Origin of the sequence: Wujia chipingensis (genome assembly GCF_014337155.1) — a bacterium.
Lineage (GTDB): Bacteria > Bacillota > Clostridia > Lachnospirales > Lachnospiraceae > Coprococcus_C > Coprococcus_C hominis.
In genome coordinates, this window is the sequence record NZ_CP060632.1 from 841,205 (window position 1) to 863,587 (window position 22,383).

The following is a 22,383-nucleotide window of genomic DNA, read 5'->3' on the forward strand; positions in this document are numbered from 1 at the left end:
GTTTCGCTTATGAATATCATTGAAGCAAGAAATATTACACGGATGTTCCCGGTTGGTGACGGCGAATTCTACGCCTTGAAGCATGTCGATATTGATATACCGGCAGGGAAACTTACGATATTGAAGGGACGTTCTGGAAGTGGAAAGACCACATTGATGAATATATTAAGTGCCCTGGATGCACCGACAGAGGGGGATGTCAGTTTCGATGGACAGGTGTATTCGGAGATGGAAGATGCACAGAAGGAACAACTGCGAAGAAAAGAAATTGGGTTTGTCTTTCAGGCAGTTGCGTTGATCCCGATTATGAATGCATATGAGAATGTGGATTTTGCAATGCGGCTGGCAGAACCGGAGCTGACCGCGAAGGAGGTTGACGAACGAATCAGGGAGACACTTGCCTTGGTCGGAATGGAAGAGCGTATGCGGCATATGCCGGGACAGATGTCCGGTGGAGAGCAACAGCGGGTCGCAATCGCGCGGGCAGTGGCACACCGGCCGAAGGTTGTGTTTGCAGATGAACCGACCGGAGCGCTGGATACCGAGTCTGGACTTCGGGTCATGCAGTTGTTCCGAAACCTGATCGAGAAAGAAGGCGTGACGATCGTTATGACAACACATGATCCAAACCTGATGGAGCTTGGCGATGTTGTCTATGAGTTGGAGGATGGTGAGATTATTGACAGACAAATACGAGAATGATACATTGGAAGATAGGAAAAACGACATGGCGGAGGAGGCAGATCTGGCGGAAACTGCTCCTCTGATCGTCTGCGATTCTCTCGTGAAGATCTATAAGACAAAAGAGGTTGAGGTGCTTGCTTTGCAGGGACTTGACCTGACGGTCAATCGCGGGGAACTGATGGCAATCATCGGGAAGAGTGGAAGCGGAAAAAGTACGCTTATGAATATCGTTGGAGGTCTGGAAGTGCCATCCGCCGGACGGATCATCGTGGATGGGCAGAATCTGGCGGAATTTACAGAGCGTCAGATGGTGCAGTACCGGAAGAAACAGATCGGGTTTGTATGGCAGAAGAGCGGACGGAATCTGTTTCCGTATCTGACTTCGCTGGAAAATATTGAGGCACCAATGCTTGCAATCCATAAAAGCGCGAAGAAACGGCGGGAGAAGGCAGAGGAATTGCTGGCGTTAGTTGGCATGGAGCATAAACGGGGTTCTTACCCGGCACAGATGTCTGGTGGAGAACAGCAGAGAGTGGCAATCGCGGTCGCACTTGCGAATGAGCCGGAAATCCTGCTTGCCGATGAGCCAACCGGAGCGGTTGATACAAAGACTTCTTCGAACATTCAGGATCTGTTCCGGAAGTTAAACCGGGAGCTTGGACTTACGATCATCATAGTCACGCATGATATGAAGCTTGCACATAAGGTAGACCGTGTTGTCATGATTTCGGATGGCAAGATCAGTACAGAGAAGATCCTGAAACAGCATTACCGGGATATGCTGGATCAGTTGGAATCACCGGATATGACGGATGAGACACATGAGGAATATTCCGTGCTGGATAAGGCACATCGTGTGCAGCTGAGCGATGATATGCTTGCGGCAGCAGGCATTGATACGAACAAGGTCAAGGTGCGCATCGAGGATGGACGCGTCGTGATCGAGGCGGAGGAAAAGAAAGAATGATTAAGATACTGGTAGTGGAGGATGAACGCGCGATTTCGGATCTCATTCGGATGAATCTGGAGGATGCCGGATATGCCTGCACCTGTGTATATGATGGTATGGCGGCAGCGGATCAGATAGAGACACAGACGTTTGATCTGGTTTTACTGGATATCATGCTGCCGAAGGTAAATGGATATGAACTGTTAGAATATATCAAGCCGACGGGAACGCCGGTGATCTTCCTGACGGCAAAGGCAGGACTGGACGACCGTGTCAAAGGATTAAATCTTGGTGCCGAGGATTATATCGTGAAGCCATTTGAGATCGTGGAGCTGATCGCACGTGTACAGGTTGTGCTACGGCGGTTTCATAAGGATGTGACAAAACTTGTGTATGGCGATCTTGTCATCAATACGGACAATCGTACAGTACTGCGGGATGGCGTGCCAGTCGAGTTGACACCGAAAGAGTTTATGCTGTTGGAGATATTTGTACGCAACAAAAATATTACCCTGTTTCGGGATAAAATCTACGAGCTTGTCTGGGAAAATGACAGCTACGGCGATACGCGTACCCTTGATCTGCATGTACAGCGTCTCCGTAAAAAGCTTGGTCTGACTGACAAGCTGAGGACGATTTACAAGGTTGGATACCGGCTGGAAGATTAAAGGAATAGAGAAGATTCGTGAAGTTTCGTTATAAAGTTGTAATTATCAATATCATATTATTATCGCTTGGAATTGGAACCGTCGGATTCTTTATGATCCGTCGGAATTTCCAGCTTGCGCTTGATGCACAGATCAAAACCTCGATCGAGGAAAACAATCTGCTGCAATCGACGATCGAGTATCGTTTGCTCGATACGATCAATTCTTCCCCGTCAAATCTTGTGTATCAGATGAAGAATTTAAGTGCCGATGTCGTAGGTAAAATGGGCGGAAACAACAAAGGTGTCTATGTGTTCTACGATGGTGCGGAGGTTGTGCATTCTGCGGCAGACGACAATAAACTTTCCTGCCCGGAGGAGCTGTGGAGTACCGCAGTGATTGGGCAGAAGCAGTACATGATCACGAAGGAAGCCGGGCGGTATTATCTGTTTTCCTGTTCGACAAGTCTGGTTCAGGACAAAAAGATGAATATTATCAATGCGCGGGATATCACCGAGACATATCAGCTGGTGGAGAATGAACGGCGGTATTTTGTCCTGCTTTTAGGTATTGTCGTGCTTTGCTGTACGGTGGCAGTGTTTGTGATTACCTATCTTCTGACGAAGCCTTTGGAGACGCTGAACCGGGCGTCGAAGAAGTTTGGAGAGGGCGATTACGAGAGCCGCGTGCATCTGCGCAGTCACGATGAAGTAGGTACACTGGCACAGACCTACAACCAGATGGCGGATGCAGTGTGTGAGCATATGGATGAACTGCAGGGAATGGTGACACGACAGGAACAGTTCGTGGCAGATTTCACGCATGAGGTCAAAACGCCGATGACAACGATCATCGGGTATGCGGACATGCTGCGTTCCAAGGAGATGAAAAGGGAGAATCAGGTGCTTGCGGCATCGTATATTTTCCATGAAGGAAAACGTCTTGAGGCAATGTCGATGAAGCTGTTTGATTTTATTTACACGAAACACAGAAAGATTGAGTTTCAACCGATCTCGGTTGTGAACTTCATGCAGGAGGTTACGGAGAGTGTGACGCCAATCCTGGCGCAGAAGAACCAGACGCTTGTCTGTACGACGGTGGAAGCGAGGATCGAGGGAGACAGCAATCTTTTGAAATCCGCATTTATCAATATTATAGACAACGCCAGAAAGGCGTCAGAGCAAGGAAGTGAGATTCGGTTCTTTGCGAAGCAGACGGACGATGGCGTGCAGATTGGCGTGCAGGATTTTGGTGTTGGTATCAGTGAAGAACATTTACAAAGAATCTTCGATGAGTTTTATATGGTAGATAAATCGCGTTCACGGAAAGAAGGCGGTGCGGGACTTGGACTTTCGCTTGCGGCATCTATTGTGGAAAGCCATGGGGAGAAGCTGGAGATCGAAAGTACAGTTGGAGAAGGCACAACAATGTGGGTGGTATTTCATGAAAAAAATCTTACAGAACAATAAAATACGCGTCGGACTGTTATTTGTCTGTTGTGCGCTGATCGTCGTGCTAAGCATCGTAGCACCGAAATATCTGCTTGCACGGACGCTTACGGAACAGACGAATCACGTCGAGGTGGCACCGGAGGAATATTATCTGGAAGCGGGAACGATGATGTCACGCAATACATCCTCAAATCTCTCGGCTGTCGATCGGATCAAGCTGATCTCCGGCACATGGGACAGTAACATGACAAAATGCGATATCACAGAGGGCTTTCTGGATGAAGTCGAAGCGGTGGAACTTGCGAAGAAGCAGTTGGATGTCTATTACAAGCAGGGTGTGTATCCGTATTCCGTGCAGATACAGTATGACAATCTGTATTCATATTCGTCAGAACTTTACTGCTACATGGACACCAGCTTTGATACCTATGCGGCATATCTCTGGAAGATCACATTTACGAAGTATGATAACAGCGTGGAGAATATCGTTTATATGACAGAGAGTGGGACAATCCTGCTTGCATGGACAAACAACACGAAGTTTGCGCAGACAACAACACTTCTGGACTTCTATGAAAATGTGCAGATACGGGATGTCCTTGGGGAAAATAAGCTGTACACGGCGAGTGCGATGAAGTATATGCCAGTTGCGTCTGTGACGATTCCTTACCCGGACGCAGAGGAGATAAAAGAAATTAAAAATGGAGCATTGATTACACTCCGGGTATCTGGCGACTTAGAGAACCTACAGGCATTGCAATATACGACGGAGCATGGACAGGGAATCGTCCTGATGCCATTACAGAACAACAAATGATATATTTTCTCATATATAATTCTTGATTTTCAAAATAAGTTCCTGTATGATGCATATAAGTTAGTTAAAACTAACTTATATGCATCAAGGTGAGGAAACGATATGCCAATACAGGAACTGGTTCAAATCAAACAATCAAACGATCTCGAAAAAAACACAGCCGTGATGATGGCGGTCAATTGTGCACCGGTGATCAAGGGAAGCAAGGCTTCGAATCTGATCACAGTGACAATGCAGGAGTTTTACATGATCCGGAAGCTTGTGCGGGGAACCGGGATTTCTTATCATCTTCTAAAAATCAAAGCGAATAAATTCATGTTATTTTTGTATCGGAGAGAAGCACTCAAACGCTACATTCTATCTGAGAAGGTACAGAAATTTCTGCGTGGTTATGGCTATCCGGCAGATGATTTTTCTGCGATGCTGCATAGACTGTTTTCGCGTGTGGAACAGTATAGCAGAGGAGAGATTGCATATCCACATGAGATGGGAGCTTTCCTGGAGTATCCGATCGAGGACATCTTAGGATTTATGGAGAATGATGGAGAGAATTTTTCCTTTTACGGATATTGGAAGGTTTATCACAATGAGCAGGAGATGACACAGTTGTTTCAGCGTTTTGACGAGGAACGGGAGCATGTGCTGCAGGAGATTCTGGAGGGTAAGACAATCCGGGAGATCGCAGTCTGAGCTGTGACTTGCAAAACGCCAAATATATAACAAAAAGAAAGGGATAAGTTATGAGCAAAGTAAGTATTGTATATTGGAGCGGAACAGGAAATACAGCCATGATGGCAGGCAGTATCGCAGACGGTGTAGCAGCCGCAGGCGGTGAGGCAGAGCTGATCACGGTAGATGAGGCAAGTGTTGATGCATTGAAGGATGCATCCGTGATTGCACTTGGCTGCCCATCTATGGGTGCAGAGCAGCTCGAAGAGACACAGATGGAGCCATTTATGTGTGAGCTTGATGGCGTGATCGCTGGAAAGCAGATTGCACTGTTTGGCTCTTACGGCTGGGGAAATCAGGAGTGGATGCGTGACTGGGAGGATCGTATCGTTGCAGATGGCGCAACTGTTGTAAATGGCGAGGGTATCGCAGTAAACGGAACACCTGGTCCGGACGCAGAGGATGAACTGAAGGCACTTGGTCAGACACTCGCAAGTCTGTAATAATTGCGATTATTTAATATTTATCTGGAATAGATACAAATTTGATACATTCCTATGCTACACTGAAACCATCAAATCAGAAGGGGGAGGAATCCGAGATGAAACGATGGATAAAAGTGCTATGCATAGGAATGTTTTTTTCGCTATTGACAGGATGCGGAAAAGGCAGAGGTGATGTTGCCTCAGATTATCAGAAAAATGCTGAGGGAGGTACATTTGAGGCGGGAGAGCCATCGAATATCAGCTATCAGGTTGCCGGAAATAACAATGTGACATTTACGGTCGATGCTGATGTGACAGGAGGCGAGCGGCTCTCTGGCAGCCGGTGCTATGGAGTAAAAACACAGGTGTTTGATGATTCCTATGTGGAATCTAAGGTATATCCGGTGTTTGATGAGGGAACGGCACAGTCAGTAAAACCATATATGGTATGTACGGATCAGGAGATGGATGACCGAAGAGATGCTCTTTGGGCAGAGATAGACAAGGCAGTTGAACAATCGGCGTCTCAGACGGATGCCATCTCTGAGATCTGGAAGGATGGATTTTTTGCAGATATGAGTGAGTTGAACTGCACTACCGATACGAAGGGACAGGCGCTACATACAACCTTGACAGGAGAAGAAAAAGTGGATCCGAGAATACCGGTCACAGCAGACAACCAGAAAACGTATAGCTATGTCGATGCAGAAGGTAAGAATATCAGCCGGGCAAGAGTGGATGGTGAAATTGATGGCCTGCCGTATGTATATGAAACGTATTATCAGGAGGCTTCAGACAGTGTAGAAAATGTAAACTGGGTTACCTTATATATGCGGTACGACAGATATCGGAAGCAGATTCTTGCGCGGCCGAAGGAGAACGGGGATGAAGTTCCGGATCTGGATGAGACGGATGCACAGGCGTTGGCAGATGCATTTTTACAGAAGCTTGGATATGGAGACTTTGTGTGTTGTGGAACGGAGATTGGTGCTTACAGGGAAAGGGAGGAAGATCCGTATGCGATGGGAACTAATCTGATCGATCGTTGGTATTGCTTTTCTTATAGCCGGAAGATGGATGGGATTGCGACAGCGGTTACAGCAGGTGTTAATGATTTACGGTTTGGCGTATCGGGGGAGCTGACAGCTCCGCAGGAGACCATCGATGTTACGGTGGATGCACAGGGCGTTGCAACTGTGAAGATACAGGCAAATCAATATGAATTAGAGGAAGAAGGAACCGGTATTACGTCTTATCTTACCTTTGAGCAGGTGGATGCAGCCGCTCAGAAATACATGAGTGAATATAAACAACCGGATTATATCACGAAGAATGTACCACAGGCAGTCTCTGTAACACATGTAAAGCTAAATTATGCTTATGTGCGTTATACAGATGGAAACTACAATATGATCCCCGTGTGGGCATATTATGGATATCAGTTTGAACAAAATCCATATCAAGAAAGATACAGTGGAGATGCTTCACCGCGGGAATGTTTCCTGTTTGGAGTCAGTGCGGTGGATGGACAGATTATCGAGGGCGTGTATTCCAAGGTTGTAGATAATCCATTTGATTTATAGAAAGGGGAGGATAGTATCATGAGACGATGGAATAAAGTGATCTTCTTAGGGGTAACATGTCTGGCGCTTGCCGGCTGCGGAAAAGACCGGGGCGATGAACTGGCGAAGGACTACCAGAAGAACGACGAGCTGGCGAGTGATACATCTGCAGATGCAGATATTACAGGACATCTGACCTATGAGCTTATCAGTGATTCCGGAATCACATTCACGGTGGATGCCGATGCGACAGGCGGAGGAAAGCTTGCAGAAAGTCACTGCTATGGGGCAAAACCTGTGGAAGTGGATGAGGCATATCTAAAGGAGCATGTCTATACAATATTTGACGAGGGGACTTTGCAGCAGGTCAAACCGTATGAGGTGTGCAGTCAGCAGGAGCTTGCAAACAGACAGAATCAATTACTTCAAAGACAGCAGGAATTACAGTTACAGACAGATACGGAGAACAGTTCCGTTCATGCAATATGGGAAAATGGTATTCAGTCGGATTTGGAAACGGAGGACTGGCTTGCAGATCAACGGGATGAGTCAATGGTCACAGAGGAAACAGGAAAGGCTATTTATACATATGAGATTGCAGATGGAATCACGACGAGTCTTGCTCGCGTGGATGGTGAAATCGATGAGATCCCGTATGTATATACATGTGCATATTATGACTCGAATGCATATCCTTATTCCCGCATGCGTTACATGCGGTATGATATGTATTCGTATGAAGCGAAAATTACAGTGCGGCCGAAAACAGAGGAAGATGCCGTGGAGGGGCTGGATATAAGAGAGGCGGAGGCAAAGGCCGATGAGTTTCTTGCAAAACTTGGATATGACGATTTCACATGCTTTGAAACCGGTATTGGAGCAAAACTCGTTGCAAATGAAGATGCCGCATCTATGAATCCGAGTACGTTGAACGATTGTGCGTACTGCTTTAGTTACACTCGTACGAGGGATGGAATTCCGGTAGCTGGGACACCCGGTGCATATAATTTTACATTTGGAATTGCCAATCAACTGCCGGCTTCGGAAGAGGTGATCACGGTTGCGGTAGATGTTGACGGCGTGGCTGTGGCAGATATACAGTCAGCGCCATATGACGTGGAAGAGACCGGAATCGGAATTGAAAGTGTTCTTACCCTGGAACAGGTGGATGCAGCGGCGCAGAACTATATGCAGAAATTTGAAAAGACGAATGCCTATGCAGATGTCCATAAGATAATGATAGACCGGGTGGAGCTAAATTATGTCTATGTGTGTTATACGGATGGAAAATGTAATGTGATTCCGATATGGGCGTATTATGGATCTACGAGAGAAGGGGGAAAAGAGCGATATCTGTTTGGAGTCAGTGCCGTGGACGGTCAGATCGTGGAAGGGCAGTATATGTATTATTTAGATCTTACATTCACAGTATAATGAAGCCGGCTGTTTATTTATTTGACGGATAAATAGACGATATCGAGATTCTATTGGAGAGTGCGTTGCACTCTCCTTTTTTTTATGGTAAAATTTCAGTGGTTTAGTTTGGAAAAACGAGTAAAATATAAAATAAACGAAAAAAAGATGGAAGGTGAGCATATGCGTCTTCATTTTACGAAGATGGAAGGGCTTGGCAATGACTATGTCTATGTCAATTGTTTCAAGGAAAAAGTAGAGCATCCGTCGGAGCTTGCAGTGCGGGTATCAGACCGGCATTTCGGAATTGGCTCAGATGGACTGATCCTGATCAAGCCGTCGGAGGTGGCGGATTTCAAGATGGATATGTACAATGCGGACGGCACGCAGAGTGAGATGTGTGGAAACGGCATCCGCTGCGTCGGAAAGTATGTGTATGATTATGGGCTGACGGATAAAACTTCCGTGTCCATCGAGACGCTGGCAGGTATTAAATATCTGGAGTTTACATTTGGCGATGAGGAGAAAAACGGACGGAAGACAGTAGAACTTGTGCGTGTCAATATGGGAGCCCCGATTCTTGCACCAGAGGACGTACCAGTGGATCTGCCGGATGCAGGGGATATCGTGCAGGATTATCCAATCATGGTAGCGGGAAAAGAATACCGCATTACCTGCGTATCCATGGGTAACCCACATTGTGTGAGCTTCGTGGACGACGTCGACAACTTCCCGTTGGAGGAAGTAGGACCGCTGTTCGAGAACAATCCAATCTTTCCGCGTCGTGTCAATGCAGAGTTTGTCGAGCTAGTCAGCCCGACGTATGCGAAGATGCGTGTATGGGAGCGTGGAACCGGCGAGACACTTGCCTGTGGAACCGGTACCTGTGCGACTGCCGTTGCCTGCATCTTAAATGGCAAGACAGAAGATGAAGTGACAGTGAAGCTGCTTGGCGGCGAGCTTATCATCCGCTGGGACCGCGACGCGAATATCATCTACATGACAGGCCCTGCCAAGGTCGTCTTCGACGGAGAAATTGAAGTATAGGGATTATAATCCAGACAAGGCAGAGTTTACGAAAACATATATTTTGTTTGCAAAATCGCATAGAATATAATGGAGACGGATTAAAAATTTAAAATATTATATTAGAGAAAATGTTAATAGAGGTGACCGGATTATACAATTCTCAAGCAGACCATTGAAACACGCTGGTACTTAATGAGTGCCAGCTTGCCTGGCACGAGTTTAGTACCACTGCGTGTTGAACTGAGCGAGAGCGCGTCTGCGGAGAATTGTATAATCCGGGCAACTCGTATAAGAATATGTATATTGTACAATTTAGGAGGAAAAGACATGTTTAAAGTAAACGACAACTATTTGAAACTTCCGGGAAGTTACCTCTTCTCAACCATCGGCAAGAAAGTACGTGCGTATCAGGAGGCAAATCCTGACAAGGAGATCATCCGTCTTGGTATTGGCGATGTAACCCAGCCACTCGCACCGGCAATCATCGACCGTCTGCATGAGGCAGTATCCGAGATGGGCGTGCAGGAGACATTTAAAGGCTATGCACCTGACCTTGGTTATGAGTTTTTGCGTAGTGCGATCGTAAAGAATGATTACAATGCACGCGGTGTTGACATCGCAATCGACGAAGTATTTGTCAGTGACGGTGCAAAATGTGATTCCGGAAATATTCAGGAGATCTTTTCCCTTGACAATAAGATCGCTGTCTGCGATCCTGTATATCCGGTTTATGTAGATTCGAATGTTATGGCAGGAAGAACCGGAACGTATGATGCAACAACCGGTCTTTGGAGCGATGTGATCTACATGCCATGTAAGGAAGAAAATGGATTCGCACCAGAACTTCCAGAGGAGACACCGGATATCATCTATCTGTGTTTCCCGAACAACCCGACCGGTGCAACGATCACGAAGGATCAGTTGCAGAAATGGGTAGATTACGCAAACGAAAAGCATGCAGTGATCATCTACGATGCTGCATATGAGGCATATATCAGTGAGCCGGATGTACCACATACCATCTATGAGTGTGACGGTGCAAAGACTTGTGCAATCGAGCTTCGAAGCTTCTCGAAGAATGCCGGATTTACCGGAACAAGACTTGGATTTACAGTGATTCCAAAGGAGTTAAAATCCGCAGATGGTGTTGCCCTGAATCCACTTTGGGCAAGACGCCATGGAACAAAATACAACGGTGCTCCGTATATTGTGCAGGCAGCCGGTGAAGCTGTGTATTCTGAGGCAGGAAAGAAGCAGACTGGCGAGCAGATCGCATACTATATGAAGAATGCAAAGTATATCTTTGATGGATTGAAGAGTGCCGGATATTCGGTATCCGGTGGTGTGAACGCACCATATATCTGGCTGAAGACACCGGATGGCATGAGCTCATGGGAGTTCTTTGATTATCTGTTAGAGAAGGCAAATGTCGTTGGTACACCGGGTTCTGGATTCGGACCAAGCGGCGAAGGATATTTCCGTCTGACTGCATTTGGAACCTATGAGAATACAGTCAAGGCAATTGACCGGCTGAAGGCGCTGTAACAGGTTGTTGGTATGACAGAGAATGTTTATAAGCTTGTTATGTTAGGGTTTGTAACTGGATCGTGGCTGTTTTTAAGCTCCATGTTCCTGCTGAAACGGAAACCGAGATCGTTTCTGTTTCATGCAGGCATGTGGGCTGTGTTGATGGTATATTTTATACTGTATGAGTTTTTGATGAGTTATCACGGTGAGGTAGCGTGGTTTCCGGCAGGACTCGTGGAGATTGCAGTCATGATGACGGTTGTTGCCGTGAATAACGAGGGAAATCTATGGAGAAACTTCTGCATCGTTGTGTTACAACAGGGTGTTGGAAGTCTGTTTTTTACAATGGCGGCGCTGCCATTTCCGAAGCTGCAGGAGTACCAGCTGAGTATTATCGGATTCCAGCCACTTCCAATATCTGTTACGAACTTTTTGATTTTGGGGTTGATGAATGTGTGCTGTGTCATTGCAACACTTATTCTGAAATTCATTTTCCGGAAGGAATATACCGGGGATGGACGTCTGTACCGGAATATCATGATCGGGTATATTCTGATCGCGTACGTATCCCTTGCTTCGCGCTGGAAGCTGATTGACCGGATACGACAGGGCGATGTGGAAATCAGTAATTTTGTTGTTTTGTATGTGGTGTGGATCATAGGAATTGTGATTTTATGCAATTATGTTCCGTATGTCTATAACCGGTCAGAAGCCAGATGGCAGAAAAAAGAACAGCAGATGCTGGCACAGATGCTGGCAGAGAGTGAACGCCACTATGAGCGGCTGGTAGAAGCACCGTTTGTCTATGGACAGACACTGAGTGGAAATGTGACGCTGGATGCAGTGGTGGCAGATTATACGAAGCGTGCGCAGGAACGAACGCTTTTGTTTGATGCTGTCGTAGAGCCGGTACATATATCGGATATGGCAGAGCTGGATGTGACGGTAATCGCCGATGCGATGTTAGAAACGGCATTTACACATGTCTCGACAGGTGCTGATGCGTTTGTACAGTTTACCGTGCGACAGAGAAAGGGCAGTTTGTTTCTGGATGTCGATTATATGACAGGAAAACGAATCCTGCGCAAGAAGGAACAGACGCTTGCAGAAGCCCTGATCAGAAAATATGAGGGCAGTAAACAGATCAGAAGAAAAGGAAAAGAACGGCAGATTTGTGTGCTGCTTCCAAATCAGGTACAGAAGGAAGAAACAAAGGGATAAATTGTGGGGGTACTATGGTAGAAGAATTATTTTCTGTGTTGGCACTGGGGCTAGAGATTTCCGTGTGGTTGTTTATAACGTGCATGGTTTTGATTAAGCGGAGACGGCGGAGCATATGGATGCGTCTGCTGTCTCTGTTTATGATTGTCGGGTATTTTGAAATCTACGAAGTTTTGATGTTTTATCATGGAGAGAAGCTTTGGCTTTATAGCGGACTGACAGAAATCCTGATGCTGGCATTGTTAATTGTAATCAATAACGAAGGATGCTTCTGGCGCAATTACTGTATCTTGATTTTGGAACAGGGCATGACCAGTCTGTTATTTTCCATTTTCGGTTACGCATCTCCAGATTTGAATGAAGATCTGACAAAATTAGTAAGCTTTACACCGGTTGCACCGGTTCGGGCATGCATTCTGGTGTTTGGAGTGATGTCACTGGCATTTATTCTCTCAGCACTCTTCTTAAAGAAAATGTTCAAGCAGGAGTATGAGGGAAGCGGGTATATCTACAAACGGATTGTATTTGGCTACACGTTTATCTCGTATGTGTCTCTGGCATCCCGCTGGAAGCTGATCGATCAGTTGCGGAAAAATACAATTGCAGGGTACGAGGTACTGGCACTGGGTATCGTGTGGGTTGTATCTTTGATTATGGTTTGTAATTATGTGCCATATGTGTATAATAAACTTGATATCGTATGGCGAAAACGGGAGCAGGAAACGCTGCAAAAATTACAGGCGGAAAGTCAGATGCATTATGCAGCACTTGCAAAACAGCCATTTGTCTATGGACAGAACCTGAGTGGAAATGTTACACTAGATGCAGTCGTGGCGGATTATGCGAAGCGTGCACAGGCACGTGCGCTGCTGTTTGAGGCAGTCGTGGAACCGCTGCAATGTACGGATAAGGCGGAACTGGATGTAACGGTAATTGTGGATGCGATGCTGGAGACGGCATTTGCAGGAGTTGTTGAAGAGGCGGACGCATTTGTACAGCTTACAGTGAGTGAGCGGAAGGGCAGTTTGTTTCTGGATGTTGACTATGTGACGGGAAAACGAGTACCGCACAAAAAGGAACAGGCACTTGCGGATGCACTGATCGGCAAATATGATGGCAGTAAACAACTGCGGAAAAAGGGAAGAGAACGGCAGATCTGTGTGTTGCTTCCGCAGTCTACGGTTCGCCGCTGAAAGAGAAATACGAAGGAACGGAACGATTATTACGATGAAGATTATTATATGTGATGATGAACGAATGGATGCCGAGCGCGCGAAAATAATATTACTTTCCTGCAAATGTGTTCAGGAGGAAGACATTACGATTCTTACACCACAGGAGATGCATCTGGGACTGGAGGTGCAGGATATAAAATGTGATATTGCGATTATGGATATCGAGTATGAAAACCGGCAGTTCAACGGGATTACATTAAGCAAAGAGTTAAATAAAAAGCTGCCGCTGTGCCAGATCATCTATCTGACATGGGTATTGGAATTTGCACCGGAAGTGTATGATACGATCCACTGCTATTTTGTGTTAAAGCAAAACGAGGAGAAGATGTTGCCGCGTGCGATGGAAAAGGCGATACAGATTTATTGTGATCAGGAAGACCATGAAATTATTGAACTTAGAAATCATGGAAAGATGATGTATATCCGGCAGGCAGATATTATATATGCCGAGAGACAGGATCGGATTGTGCAGATTCACACAGCACAGGGAACGTACCAATGTTATCAGTCATTGACGAAGATTATGAAACTTCTCGGAAGAAATTTCCTGCGCTGTCATGGCGGATATGTTGTGAATTATAATTATATTGATACTGTGATGCGGGAAAGCGTGATTTTGTCAAATGGTACGGAGATTCCGATTGGACGGACATACCGGACATCATTTCATGAACAGTACATGTGTATGGTAGAACAGCATGTGTAATACAGATACAGGGAGAAATGCAAATGGAAAAAGCAGTGGGGATTGGACTGTTTGCCTTGCTGGTTGTGGGCGTTGCCTTTGTGCAGGTGCATTATTACCGGGAGCGGCAGCGGGCAAAGGCAGAGTGTGAACGGCTGGAGCAGAGCATCGGGCAGATGCAGAAGCAATATGTCGATGTGGTAAAACAGAACCAGTCATATCGCCAGATGAATCATGAATTAAAAAAGTATCAGTGGCTTGTACAGGTTATGCGTGAGAATATGGGAACGGTCACGCATGGACAGTTGCTGGAGCTTGTATTGCAGAAGAAAATACAGGAAGCAGAGCATAAACAGATCACTTGTGATGTGCAGGGAACCTTAAATGGAAATCTGCGTATGGACGAGATGTCGCTGGTCAGCCTCGTGATGAATCTGCTGGACAATGCGATCGAAGCATGTGTGCAGACGGAGACCAGACAGATTCAGGTTGTGATCGCAGAAGATCCTGCGGCGCAGATGCTGGAATTGAAATTACAGAACTCAAAGAACAGCAGTCAGAAGCTGCATGCGAATGAAGCAGGAATGGGATATCAGACGACAAAAGAGGATCGCGGCTCGCATGGGTATGGAACACAGATCATCCAGCGGATCGTCGATGAAAATGGTGGTACAATTCGGTATGTGGATGCCGGGGATACCATGCAGATCACCTGCAGACTCTGTATGGAAGATAAAAAGCTTTTGAGCGAGGGATAACGTATGACACAGGATGAATTTAGCTGCCTCTATGAGGAGAATTCATTTACATGTATTATAAAAAAGGGGCTGGCGATGCTGGATGGTGACCGCATCCGAATCGAGCATATCGACAGCGATATGGAAGTTCTGACCATCCCGGATGAGCTTCCGGTTACGCTGTTTGATATACAGGGAAGAAGCTACACGCGCATCCTTCCAGTTTCCGAGCTTGGGAAAAAGGCGTGTTATGAGAAGAAAAATGTAAAGCAGGTGCGCCTTGGAAAAAATTTGCGATTTCTGGATGACTATGCGTTTGCACGCTGTGAACATCTGACAGAGGTTGTGGCAGAGGGCATCGATGGATTTGCTGACCTGCGTCTTGGCAATGGCGTGTTTGATGATTGTGGAAGCCTGGAGATTTTAGCACTCGACGGTGACCGGGAAGCGAAAATTGCAAGGCTGCTTGCAGCTGTACCACGGTTCCTGAAAGCGGAGGATCTGTTGACAGGCGGCGAGATCGGGACGGACGCATGGTATGAGCGTTGGGATTTTGCCCTGCGTGCCTTTTTGAAGGAAGACGATGTTGCGGGCTACATGCAGGCAGTGCTTTTTGGCAAGCGGAAGTTCGCAGACCGGGAAGCGTACATTGCCTATGTGCAGGAGGCAAAGCGCGCATTGTGCAGACTGCGGTTGGAATACGGAGAAGAATTGCAGGCATTTGCCCGGAAACAGTGTGAGGAGTATCTGGGAGAAATGCGGCAGGTATAACGGGTACGAAGAAACAATGATTTAGGAATTGTAAGATCTGGTTTTTATACAGGAAGGAAGATGGCATGTCTAAATTCACAAAGCAGGCGATCATGGATGGATTTATTGAATTGTCCAAGCAGATGCCGATCGATAAGATCACTGTAAAAAAAGTAACCGATTATATCGGAATTACACGGAATACATTTTACTATCACTATCAGGATATCTATGCACTGTTGGAGGAGATTGTTGTTACAAAGGCGAAGAAATTATTTGTCTTAGATGAGGACAATCTGGAGAACTCGTGGAAGAGTAACCTGCGTTTCATGGGACAGTATGGAAAGAAGAACGAAAACTTTATAAGAAACCTCTACCAGTCAATGGGACGGGACGCGTTTGGTGACCAGTTATTAGAAATCAGCTATGGCTCCATCTACCGGAGTGTGCAGGCGTATGCGGAAAAAGAGATGGTGAAAAATCCGGACGTCACATACAAGGAACAGGCAATCAAGGATACATCCTATATACTTGCGAAGATGCTTTCGGAAAATGCAGTCGAGTGGATACGCGGACGTGTGGAGCAGGATCCGGTCGCATTGATGGAGAAAGCGATTGTGGCAGTGGACGGCGTCGGACAGGTGCTGTTGAATAATTTGAACAAGAATTATAATAATAAATAAGCAGAGAAGAATCAGGAGGGTATATACATGGCAGGATCCCATATTGCGATTCCGACGATCTTGAAGATTGGGAGCGGAACACTTGGAAACGTAGGAAAATATCTGCAGTCAAGCGGATTTAAGAAAGCGGTTGTATTCTTTGGAAATGGACTTGTGGAGATGTTCGGAAAGACGGTAATGGATTCCCTTTCCGAGGCGGATATCGAGGTGCTTTCGTATTGTGAGCTTGACACAACGGATATCAAGGATATCATCGATCTGGCATTTACAATCGACGCGAAGACACAGGTGATCTTAGGCATCGGCGGCGGCAAGGTCATTGATGCCGGAAAATATGCCGCTTATCTGCGGAAGCTTCCGTTTATCAGCATGCCGACATCGGCATCGAGTGATGGATTTTCTTCGGCAAGTGCATCACTTCTGGTAAATGGCAAGCGTACGTCTGTGCCAGCACGCATGGCATATGGAATCGTGGTGGATACGGATGTATTGAAGTCCGCACCGACGAAGTTCTTATATTCCGGTATCGGTGATATGGTATCGAAGATCACAGCACTGTACGACTGGATTTTTGAGGCGGAGCATGGCGTGTCCGAGGTGAATGATTTCGCGGTAATGATTGCGAAGAAGGCGGTCAACAGCTTCGTGCGGACACCATTTGAGAGTATTCAGGATAACCTCTTCCTGAAGGAGCTGGTTGATTCGCTGGCGATGAGCGGAATTGCAAATGAGATCGCAGGTGGCAGTGCGCCGACGAGCGGTAGTGAGCATCTGATCTCCCATGCGCTGGATAAGCTGCTGGAGGTGCCACAGCTCCACGGTGTGCAGGTTGGAATCGCCACCTATGTGATGGCAGTTGTACAGGATCACCGGTATGTGCGTGTCAATAAGATCTTCGAGGATACCGGATTCTGGGATTTCGTATCGACACTTGGCTTGAATCGCGCAGACTACGAGTCGGCAATCGATATGGCACCGCAGATCAAGCCGAATCGTTACACATATCTGCATGAAGCAAAGTACCGGGAGAAGGCGAAACAGGTGCTTCGCGAAGATCCGGTGATGAAGCGGGTATTTGGTGAATAAGAACAATCAAAAAAAGTTGTGCAAATTAGGCGGAATGTGTAAAAAATATACACATTCCGTTTTTTGACACTTGTAGGAACTTGGAATATATGCGAAAATAACACAGTGCTTTTCTACGCGTATACCAATGTTAATTAGATGTATGCAGGGAGAACACAACAAAATTAGAAGATAAAGTGTGAGCGAAGATGAAGATACTTTTGATTAACGGAAGCTTGCGTGGAGAGTATAGCTCCTCCCTCAAAGTTGCCCATGCATTTGTCAAAGGCATGGTGGAAGAATATGGAGCGGACACGGAAGTCTGTGAGGTAGCATTGAAGGACAAAAGGATTGACCATTGTCATGGGTGCTTTGTCTGTTGGAAGACGACACCGGGGCAGTGCTGTATCCACGATGATATGGATGAGCTGCGGCAGATGGTGATGGACAGCGATATCATTGTTGAGAGCTTTCCGCTTTATTTCTTTGGACTGCCTTCAAAGCTGAAGGCATTTACGGATCGTATGATCTCCTATGTACAGGAGTATCGCGGGAATCCGGGCGATGAGGAGAATCATCGGTTCCTGCATAACATGCGGTATCCGGAGCTCGAAAAGAAGAAACTGATTTTAGTATCCACATGCGGCTATGAGGTGACAGACAACTGTTACGATGCCGTGTTTGCAGAGTTTGACCGGATCTGCGGCGAGGGAAAATACACAACGGTGCTGGCACCGCAGGGGGGTCCACTCTCAGAGCAGGGGTTTGCAGAGAAGGTGGCACGCTATCTGGAGAAATTCAAAGAGGCTGGTCACGAATATGCAAGGGAAGGCTGTTTATCGGAACGTACGTGGAACAAGCTGCAGCGACCGTTGCTTGGACACAGTACATTCGAGATGGCAATCAATATGAACTGGGACAACCCGGAGGTTGGACCTTACGGAAAGCTGGTGTAGAACGTGGAGACACTAAAGAGATTTGCAGCGAAGCTTGCCTTTGCGATCGCGAATGGCGTAATCCGTATCCTGTACCCGCCCAAGGTAACGTGGGAAGACAAAAAGGCAACGAAAGATGCGTTGAAAAAAGGCAACTGTGTTGTTTATTCCAATCACACAAGTCATGTGGATGGGTTCTATATGACACGACTGTTTGGTAAATATAGGGTACATACCTTTGTTGCGCGGGACTGGTATGATAAGAAGAAGATTAACTGGTTGTTCCGCAATCTTCCATATATCCCAATGAACCGTCAGGAGATGGATACAAGCTGGCTGTCGATGGGATTGGAGAAGATGAATGAGGGCTGCCCGATCTACATATTCCCGGAAGGACATACGAGCCATACCGGAGTGATGGATGAATTCAAGCCAGGATTTCTGATGCTTGCGAGACAGGCACAGGCGCAGGTTGTACCAGTTGTGATCGACGGCGAATTTAAGGTCTTCCATCGCATGCACATTATCGTCGGCAAGCCGGTCGAGATGGATTTAAACGAAGAAGGCAGACCATCGGTTGTCCTCAAAAAATATGCAGGCGTCTGCAGAGACAGGATCTATGAGTTGCGTGATACCTACGGTGTGAAGAAACAATCATGATATTTGGAGTGGAAACACTCTTAAAATATACCCGTTGATTCGGGGTAAAATATAAGAAAAGGAAGGATACATAGAATGAACGAAAAAGAGTTAGAAATCGCTGAGAACATTAAAGGAATGCTTTCAAAGAATCTTAGAATCCCTGAGGAAGAATTAGATTATGAAGTTCCATTGTTTGGTGATGGAATTGGACTTGATTCTGTTGATTCCCTGGAGATTATCGCTTGTATCGATTCTGCTTACGGCGTAGCTATGACAGGTGTTGCAAAGGAACACTTCTACAACATCGAGAGCCTTACAAAGTACGTTGTAGCAAATATGTAATAGCAAGTCATACAAAGAGGGCTGTCCCGAAAGGAAACTTTGGGGCAGCCCTGTGTATTCTGAACAGGTAGATAGGAAACGCGCGAATGCGTGGTGGCATATAAAGGAGATAAAAATGGATAAGATTACAAATACACGTTGCGTTGTAACCGGACTTGGTATGATCAGCGCAATCGGAAATAACGTAGATGAGTGCTTCGCAAATGCACTGGCTGGAAAAACAGGAATTGATAAGGTCGCATCTGTTGATACAACCGACTGCTATGCAAACCTTGGTGCAGAAGTACACTGTGATACACTGGATGAGATCGATGAGGCAAAGGATGTTGACCGTGTCAGCAAGCTCTGCCTGAAGGCTTCCAAGGAAGCACTCGATGATGCAGGTCTTGTGATCGATGAGAGTAATGCCGGTCGTGTCGGTGTTGTCATGGGAAGCTGCGTCGGTGGTGTTGTCAGTGTAGAAAATTATGTAACAAAGGGTGAGCATGCAGAGGATATCAACAAGATGACGATTGCCTCGATTGCAAACCATGTAGCAAATATGGCAGGCGCAAAGGGTGTTGTCACAAACGTTGGTAATGCCTGCGCAGCAAGTACGATCAGTATTGCTTATGCGTGTGAGTTGATCCGTGCCGGTGTGGCAGATGCGTTTATCGTTGGTGGTGCCGATGCATTTGCATCTGTTCCATTTTCAGGCTTCTTAGCTCTTCATGCGCTTTCTGAGCAGGCATGTTCGCCATTTAACCACAGCAACGGTATCACACTTGGTGAAGGTTCTGGTGCGATCATCGTGGAGAGCTATGAGCATGCAAAGAAGAGAAATGCGAAGATCTACTGTGACGTGCTTTCAGCAGGAATCAGCAGTGATGCCCATCATATCACAGCACCACGTCCGGACGGACTTGGACAGATGTATGCGATTCGCGAGGCAATTGAGAAGTCAGGCATCGAGCCAAAGGATGTTGCATATGTAAATGCACACGGAACAGGAACCGCCAAGAACGACGAGGCAGAATTCCTCTCCTTACATACAATCTTTGATGAGACAAATCCAGACTTAAGCGTCAGCTCTACAAAGGCAATGGTTGGCCACTGCTTAGGTGCAGCCGGTGCGATCGAGGCAGTTTTCGCAATCAAGGCTCTGACAGAGAACAAGATTCCACCAACGATCGGATATTCTGAGGAGGATATCGAGGCGCTCGGTGAGAAGGCAGGCACATTCGATTTCATGCCGAATACAATGAAGGAAAAGGATTTGCACTATGTAATGTCTAACTCCTTTGCATTTGGCGGAAGCAATGCAAGTATCATCTTCTCGAAGGAGCCGGGCAATGTGAAGGAAACTGAGAACGATGAGAAGGTTTATATCACAGGTCTTGGTATCGTCAGCCCACTTGGAAATGGCGTTGCCAACTATATCGATAAGGTCAATGCACAGACAAAGCCGGAAGCAGCGTCTGTACATGCAAATGTTGGAAAAGAAGATTACGATAAATATGGTTTGAAGATGGCATTCTACAGAAAGCTCGACAAATTCAGTCTGATGCAGGTCATCTCTGGTCTTGAGGCACTGCAGGAAGCAGGCATCGAGGTAACAGAGGAGAATGCAGAAGAGCTTGGTATGATCGTCGGAACCGGCGATGGCCCACTTACAACCGTATATGAGTTCCAGGAGCACATTTCTGAGAATGGAACAACAGCAGGTTCTGCCTTCAACTTCCCGAACACCGTTTACAATGCAGCAGGTGGATACCTCTCGATCAAGACAGGTATGCGTGGCTATAACGTAACAGTGACAAACGGCGCACAGTCTGGTATGAGCAGCTTGTGCTATGCATATAACGAGATCAAGCAGAACCGCGGCAAGGCAATGCTTGCAACTGGTACCGATGAGAACAGCGAGGTTATGGAGAAGCTCTATGCGAAGCTTGGCAAGGTAGCCGGAGATGTGAAGCAGGCATACGCTGGCGGTGACGGATTCGTGCTTGCCGATGGTAGTACGAGTATCGCACTCGAGAACGAGACATACGCAGCAAGCCACAATGCGAAGAAGTACGCAGAGGTATGTGGTTACGCCATGACACACGAAGGCGTTGCTTACGGTGATGTCGCAGGTACCGAAAAGGGACTGATGAACGCCATCGTAGATGCAGCCGCTATGGCAGGCATCACATTGGATCAGATTGATGCCGTTTACGGATTCGCAAATGGTGCCGACGAAGTCGACACATTGGAGCGCCATGTGTACGAAGAAATTTTCGCAGGAAAGGTTCCTGTACATCAGGTCAGAGATTATACAGGTGAAGGCAGAGCTGCAAGCTCCGCACTGTCTGTTGCACATGCTGCACTTACACTGTCCGGAGATCTTGCCACAAGACAGAATGCTTACTATGTAACAACCGAAGAGGTAACGAAGGAAGTTGTCGACACATCCGCATACAAGTATGTACTCGCAACAAGCTGTGCCATCGGTGGCAGCTATGCCGCAGTCATCTTAAAGAAAGTGGCATAGTATGGATTATAAAAAGATAATTATAGAGGCAATTGCGAACAAAAAGATAAAGTGAATTATATATTTCCAGTTTGTTTCATGAACATATACGATATGTTTGAATATTAGAAGTTCTTAATGTTCTGTAATAATATTAGCCATGTTTGAACACGATGTTCAAACAAGCCGTCATTGAGCCATGGATGGCGAATTGACGGCGGTGGCGCATATTATAGATACATATATCAGAACATTTAGAACTTCTTAGATTCAATACATTGTATATGGAATGAACAAACTGGAAATATATATTCGAGATATGTGGGGTTCGCAGTTGTAGAATATACAGAATAAAGGAGAAAAA

22 protein-coding genes are annotated in these 22,383 nt (G+C 46.3%); all 22 read left to right on the plus strand.

The genetic code is table 11. The features are described from left to right. Nucleotides 1–9: 9 nt before the first annotated feature. On the plus strand, nucleotides 10–702 hold the full coding sequence (locus H9Q76_RS04045) for an ABC transporter ATP-binding protein (protein WP_117780330.1): 693 nt from the start codon (nucleotides 10–12) through the stop codon (nucleotides 700–702). After that, nucleotides 668–1,651, plus strand: coding sequence for an ABC transporter ATP-binding protein (locus H9Q76_RS04050; protein WP_330594759.1), 984 nt, complete (start codon nucleotides 668–670; stop codon nucleotides 1,649–1,651). The genes H9Q76_RS04045 and H9Q76_RS04050 overlap by 35 nt, the downstream gene beginning before the upstream one ends. After that, nucleotides 1,648–2,301: a response regulator transcription factor gene (locus tag H9Q76_RS04055; protein WP_118671348.1), complete on the plus strand. Its 654-nt coding sequence runs from the start codon at nucleotides 1,648–1,650 to the stop codon at nucleotides 2,299–2,301. Before H9Q76_RS04050 ends, H9Q76_RS04055 begins: the two co-directional genes overlap by 4 nt. 17 nt (nucleotides 2,302–2,318) lie before the next feature. After that, nucleotides 2,319–3,749 carry a sensor histidine kinase gene (locus H9Q76_RS04060; RefSeq protein WP_118671349.1) on the plus strand — a complete coding sequence of 477 codons (1,431 nt, stop codon included), beginning with the start codon at nucleotides 2,319–2,321 and terminating at the stop codon, nucleotides 3,747–3,749. Beyond that, complete coding sequence (locus H9Q76_RS04065; protein ID WP_249321705.1) at nucleotides 3,724–4,548, plus strand: hypothetical protein; 825 nt, start codon at nucleotides 3,724–3,726, stop codon at nucleotides 4,546–4,548. Before H9Q76_RS04060 ends, H9Q76_RS04065 begins: the two co-directional genes overlap by 26 nt. Before the next feature lie 102 nt (nucleotides 4,549–4,650). Further along, nucleotides 4,651–5,238, plus strand: a complete 588-nt coding sequence (locus tag H9Q76_RS04070) for a DUF3793 family protein (protein WP_117780334.1) — start codon at nucleotides 4,651–4,653, stop codon at nucleotides 5,236–5,238. 50 nt (nucleotides 5,239–5,288) lie between these two features. Next, nucleotides 5,289–5,720 carry a flavodoxin gene (locus tag H9Q76_RS04075; RefSeq protein ID WP_021984130.1) on the plus strand — a complete coding sequence of 144 codons (432 nt, stop codon included), beginning with the start codon at nucleotides 5,289–5,291 and terminating at the stop codon, nucleotides 5,718–5,720. Between the two features lie 98 nt (nucleotides 5,721–5,818). After that, complete coding sequence (locus tag H9Q76_RS04080) at nucleotides 5,819–7,285, plus strand: DUF6034 family protein (protein ID WP_249321706.1); 1,467 nt, start codon at nucleotides 5,819–5,821, stop codon at nucleotides 7,283–7,285. Between the two features lie 18 nt (nucleotides 7,286–7,303). Next, nucleotides 7,304–8,698 carry a DUF6034 family protein gene (locus H9Q76_RS04085; protein ID WP_118373968.1) on the plus strand — a complete coding sequence of 465 codons (1,395 nt, stop codon included), beginning with the start codon at nucleotides 7,304–7,306 and terminating at the stop codon, nucleotides 8,696–8,698. A gap of 162 nt (nucleotides 8,699–8,860) precedes the next feature. Next, nucleotides 8,861–9,724 carry a diaminopimelate epimerase gene (gene dapF / locus H9Q76_RS04090; RefSeq protein ID WP_021984127.1) on the plus strand — a complete coding sequence of 288 codons (864 nt, stop codon included), beginning with the start codon at nucleotides 8,861–8,863 and terminating at the stop codon, nucleotides 9,722–9,724. 309 nt (nucleotides 9,725–10,033) lie between these two features. Next, the gene (locus tag H9Q76_RS04095; protein ID WP_118671350.1) at nucleotides 10,034–11,251 is read left to right on the plus strand and encodes an LL-diaminopimelate aminotransferase; all 1,218 of its coding nucleotides are present in this window, start codon (nucleotides 10,034–10,036) and stop codon (nucleotides 11,249–11,251) included. 12 nt (nucleotides 11,252–11,263) lie between these two features. Beyond that, entirely contained in the window at nucleotides 11,264–12,454 is a 1,191-nt protein-coding gene (locus tag H9Q76_RS04100) for a hypothetical protein (RefSeq protein ID WP_021984125.1), read from the plus strand. Nucleotides 12,455–12,468: 14 nt separating this feature from the next. After that, nucleotides 12,469–13,647 carry a hypothetical protein gene (locus tag H9Q76_RS04105; protein WP_147341757.1) on the plus strand — a complete coding sequence of 393 codons (1,179 nt, stop codon included), beginning with the start codon at nucleotides 12,469–12,471 and terminating at the stop codon, nucleotides 13,645–13,647. 34 nt (nucleotides 13,648–13,681) lie between these two features. Beyond that, a complete protein-coding gene (locus H9Q76_RS04110) occupies nucleotides 13,682–14,395 on the plus strand; it encodes a LytR/AlgR family response regulator transcription factor (RefSeq protein ID WP_249321707.1) in 714 nt (237 codons plus the stop codon). 23 nt (nucleotides 14,396–14,418) lie between these two features. Then, entirely contained in the window at nucleotides 14,419–15,132 is a 714-nt protein-coding gene (locus tag H9Q76_RS04115; protein ID WP_021984122.1) for a GHKL domain-containing protein, read from the plus strand. Nucleotides 15,133–15,135: 3 nt separating this feature from the next. Beyond that, nucleotides 15,136–15,882 carry a hypothetical protein gene (locus H9Q76_RS04120; protein WP_249321708.1) on the plus strand — a complete coding sequence of 249 codons (747 nt, stop codon included), beginning with the start codon at nucleotides 15,136–15,138 and terminating at the stop codon, nucleotides 15,880–15,882. Between the two features lie 65 nt (nucleotides 15,883–15,947). Beyond that, nucleotides 15,948–16,544 carry a TetR/AcrR family transcriptional regulator gene (locus tag H9Q76_RS04125; RefSeq protein ID WP_249321709.1) on the plus strand — a complete coding sequence of 199 codons (597 nt, stop codon included), beginning with the start codon at nucleotides 15,948–15,950 and terminating at the stop codon, nucleotides 16,542–16,544. A 27-nt stretch (nucleotides 16,545–16,571) separates the two neighbouring features. Then, nucleotides 16,572–17,630, plus strand: coding sequence for an iron-containing alcohol dehydrogenase family protein (locus H9Q76_RS04130; protein ID WP_118373974.1), 1,059 nt, complete (start codon nucleotides 16,572–16,574; stop codon nucleotides 17,628–17,630). 188 nt (nucleotides 17,631–17,818) lie between these two features. Then, a complete protein-coding gene (locus tag H9Q76_RS04135) occupies nucleotides 17,819–18,565 on the plus strand; it encodes a flavodoxin family protein (protein WP_118734998.1) in 747 nt (248 codons plus the stop codon). A 3-nt stretch (nucleotides 18,566–18,568) separates the two neighbouring features. Continuing rightward, a complete protein-coding gene (locus tag H9Q76_RS04140) occupies nucleotides 18,569–19,204 on the plus strand; it encodes a lysophospholipid acyltransferase family protein (protein ID WP_249321710.1) in 636 nt (211 codons plus the stop codon). Nucleotides 19,205–19,279: 75 nt separating this feature from the next. Continuing rightward, a complete protein-coding gene (locus tag H9Q76_RS04145) occupies nucleotides 19,280–19,528 on the plus strand; it encodes a phosphopantetheine-binding protein (RefSeq protein WP_021984116.1) in 249 nt (82 codons plus the stop codon). A gap of 115 nt (nucleotides 19,529–19,643) precedes the next feature. Next, on the plus strand, nucleotides 19,644–22,040 hold the full coding sequence (locus H9Q76_RS04150) for a beta-ketoacyl-[acyl-carrier-protein] synthase family protein (protein ID WP_195541184.1): 2,397 nt from the start codon (nucleotides 19,644–19,646) through the stop codon (nucleotides 22,038–22,040). Nucleotides 22,041–22,383: the final 343 nt, after the last annotated feature.

What these genes read in the sequence shown, in the direction of transcription:
- H9Q76_RS04115 (WP_021984122.1), top strand. Translation starts at nt 14,419, where the DNA reads ATGGAAAAAGCAGTGGGGATTGGACTGTTTGCCTTGCTGGTTGTGGGC.
- H9Q76_RS04100 (WP_021984125.1), top strand. Translation starts at nt 11,264, where the DNA reads ATGACAGAGAATGTTTATAAGCTTGTTATGTTAGGGTTTGTAACTGGA.
- H9Q76_RS04125 (WP_249321709.1), top strand. Translation starts at nt 15,948, where the DNA reads ATGTCTAAATTCACAAAGCAGGCGATCATGGATGGATTTATTGAATTG.
- H9Q76_RS04085 (WP_118373968.1), top strand. Translation starts at nt 7,304, where the DNA reads ATGAGACGATGGAATAAAGTGATCTTCTTAGGGGTAACATGTCTGGCG.
- H9Q76_RS04050 (WP_330594759.1), top strand. Translation starts at nt 668, where the DNA reads ATGGTGAGATTATTGACAGACAAATACGAGAATGATACATTGGAAGAT.
- H9Q76_RS04070 (WP_117780334.1), top strand. Translation starts at nt 4,651, where the DNA reads ATGCCAATACAGGAACTGGTTCAAATCAAACAATCAAACGATCTCGAA.
- H9Q76_RS04095 (WP_118671350.1), top strand. Translation starts at nt 10,034, where the DNA reads ATGTTTAAAGTAAACGACAACTATTTGAAACTTCCGGGAAGTTACCTC.
- H9Q76_RS04075 (WP_021984130.1), top strand. Translation starts at nt 5,289, where the DNA reads ATGAGCAAAGTAAGTATTGTATATTGGAGCGGAACAGGAAATACAGCC.
- H9Q76_RS04130 (WP_118373974.1), top strand. Translation starts at nt 16,572, where the DNA reads ATGGCAGGATCCCATATTGCGATTCCGACGATCTTGAAGATTGGGAGC.
- H9Q76_RS04145 (WP_021984116.1), top strand. Translation starts at nt 19,280, where the DNA reads ATGAACGAAAAAGAGTTAGAAATCGCTGAGAACATTAAAGGAATGCTT.
- dapF (WP_021984127.1), top strand. Translation starts at nt 8,861, where the DNA reads ATGCGTCTTCATTTTACGAAGATGGAAGGGCTTGGCAATGACTATGTC.
- H9Q76_RS04105 (WP_147341757.1), top strand. Translation starts at nt 12,469, where the DNA reads ATGGTAGAAGAATTATTTTCTGTGTTGGCACTGGGGCTAGAGATTTCC.
- H9Q76_RS04120 (WP_249321708.1), top strand. Translation starts at nt 15,136, where the DNA reads ATGACACAGGATGAATTTAGCTGCCTCTATGAGGAGAATTCATTTACA.
- H9Q76_RS04045 (WP_117780330.1), top strand. Translation starts at nt 10, where the DNA reads ATGAATATCATTGAAGCAAGAAATATTACACGGATGTTCCCGGTTGGT.
- H9Q76_RS04055 (WP_118671348.1), top strand. Translation starts at nt 1,648, where the DNA reads ATGATTAAGATACTGGTAGTGGAGGATGAACGCGCGATTTCGGATCTC.
- H9Q76_RS04080 (WP_249321706.1), top strand. Translation starts at nt 5,819, where the DNA reads ATGAAACGATGGATAAAAGTGCTATGCATAGGAATGTTTTTTTCGCTA.
- H9Q76_RS04150 (WP_195541184.1), top strand. Translation starts at nt 19,644, where the DNA reads ATGGATAAGATTACAAATACACGTTGCGTTGTAACCGGACTTGGTATG.
- H9Q76_RS04135 (WP_118734998.1), top strand. Translation starts at nt 17,819, where the DNA reads ATGAAGATACTTTTGATTAACGGAAGCTTGCGTGGAGAGTATAGCTCC.
- H9Q76_RS04065 (WP_249321705.1), top strand. Translation starts at nt 3,724, where the DNA reads ATGAAAAAAATCTTACAGAACAATAAAATACGCGTCGGACTGTTATTT.
- H9Q76_RS04110 (WP_249321707.1), top strand. Translation starts at nt 13,682, where the DNA reads ATGAAGATTATTATATGTGATGATGAACGAATGGATGCCGAGCGCGCG.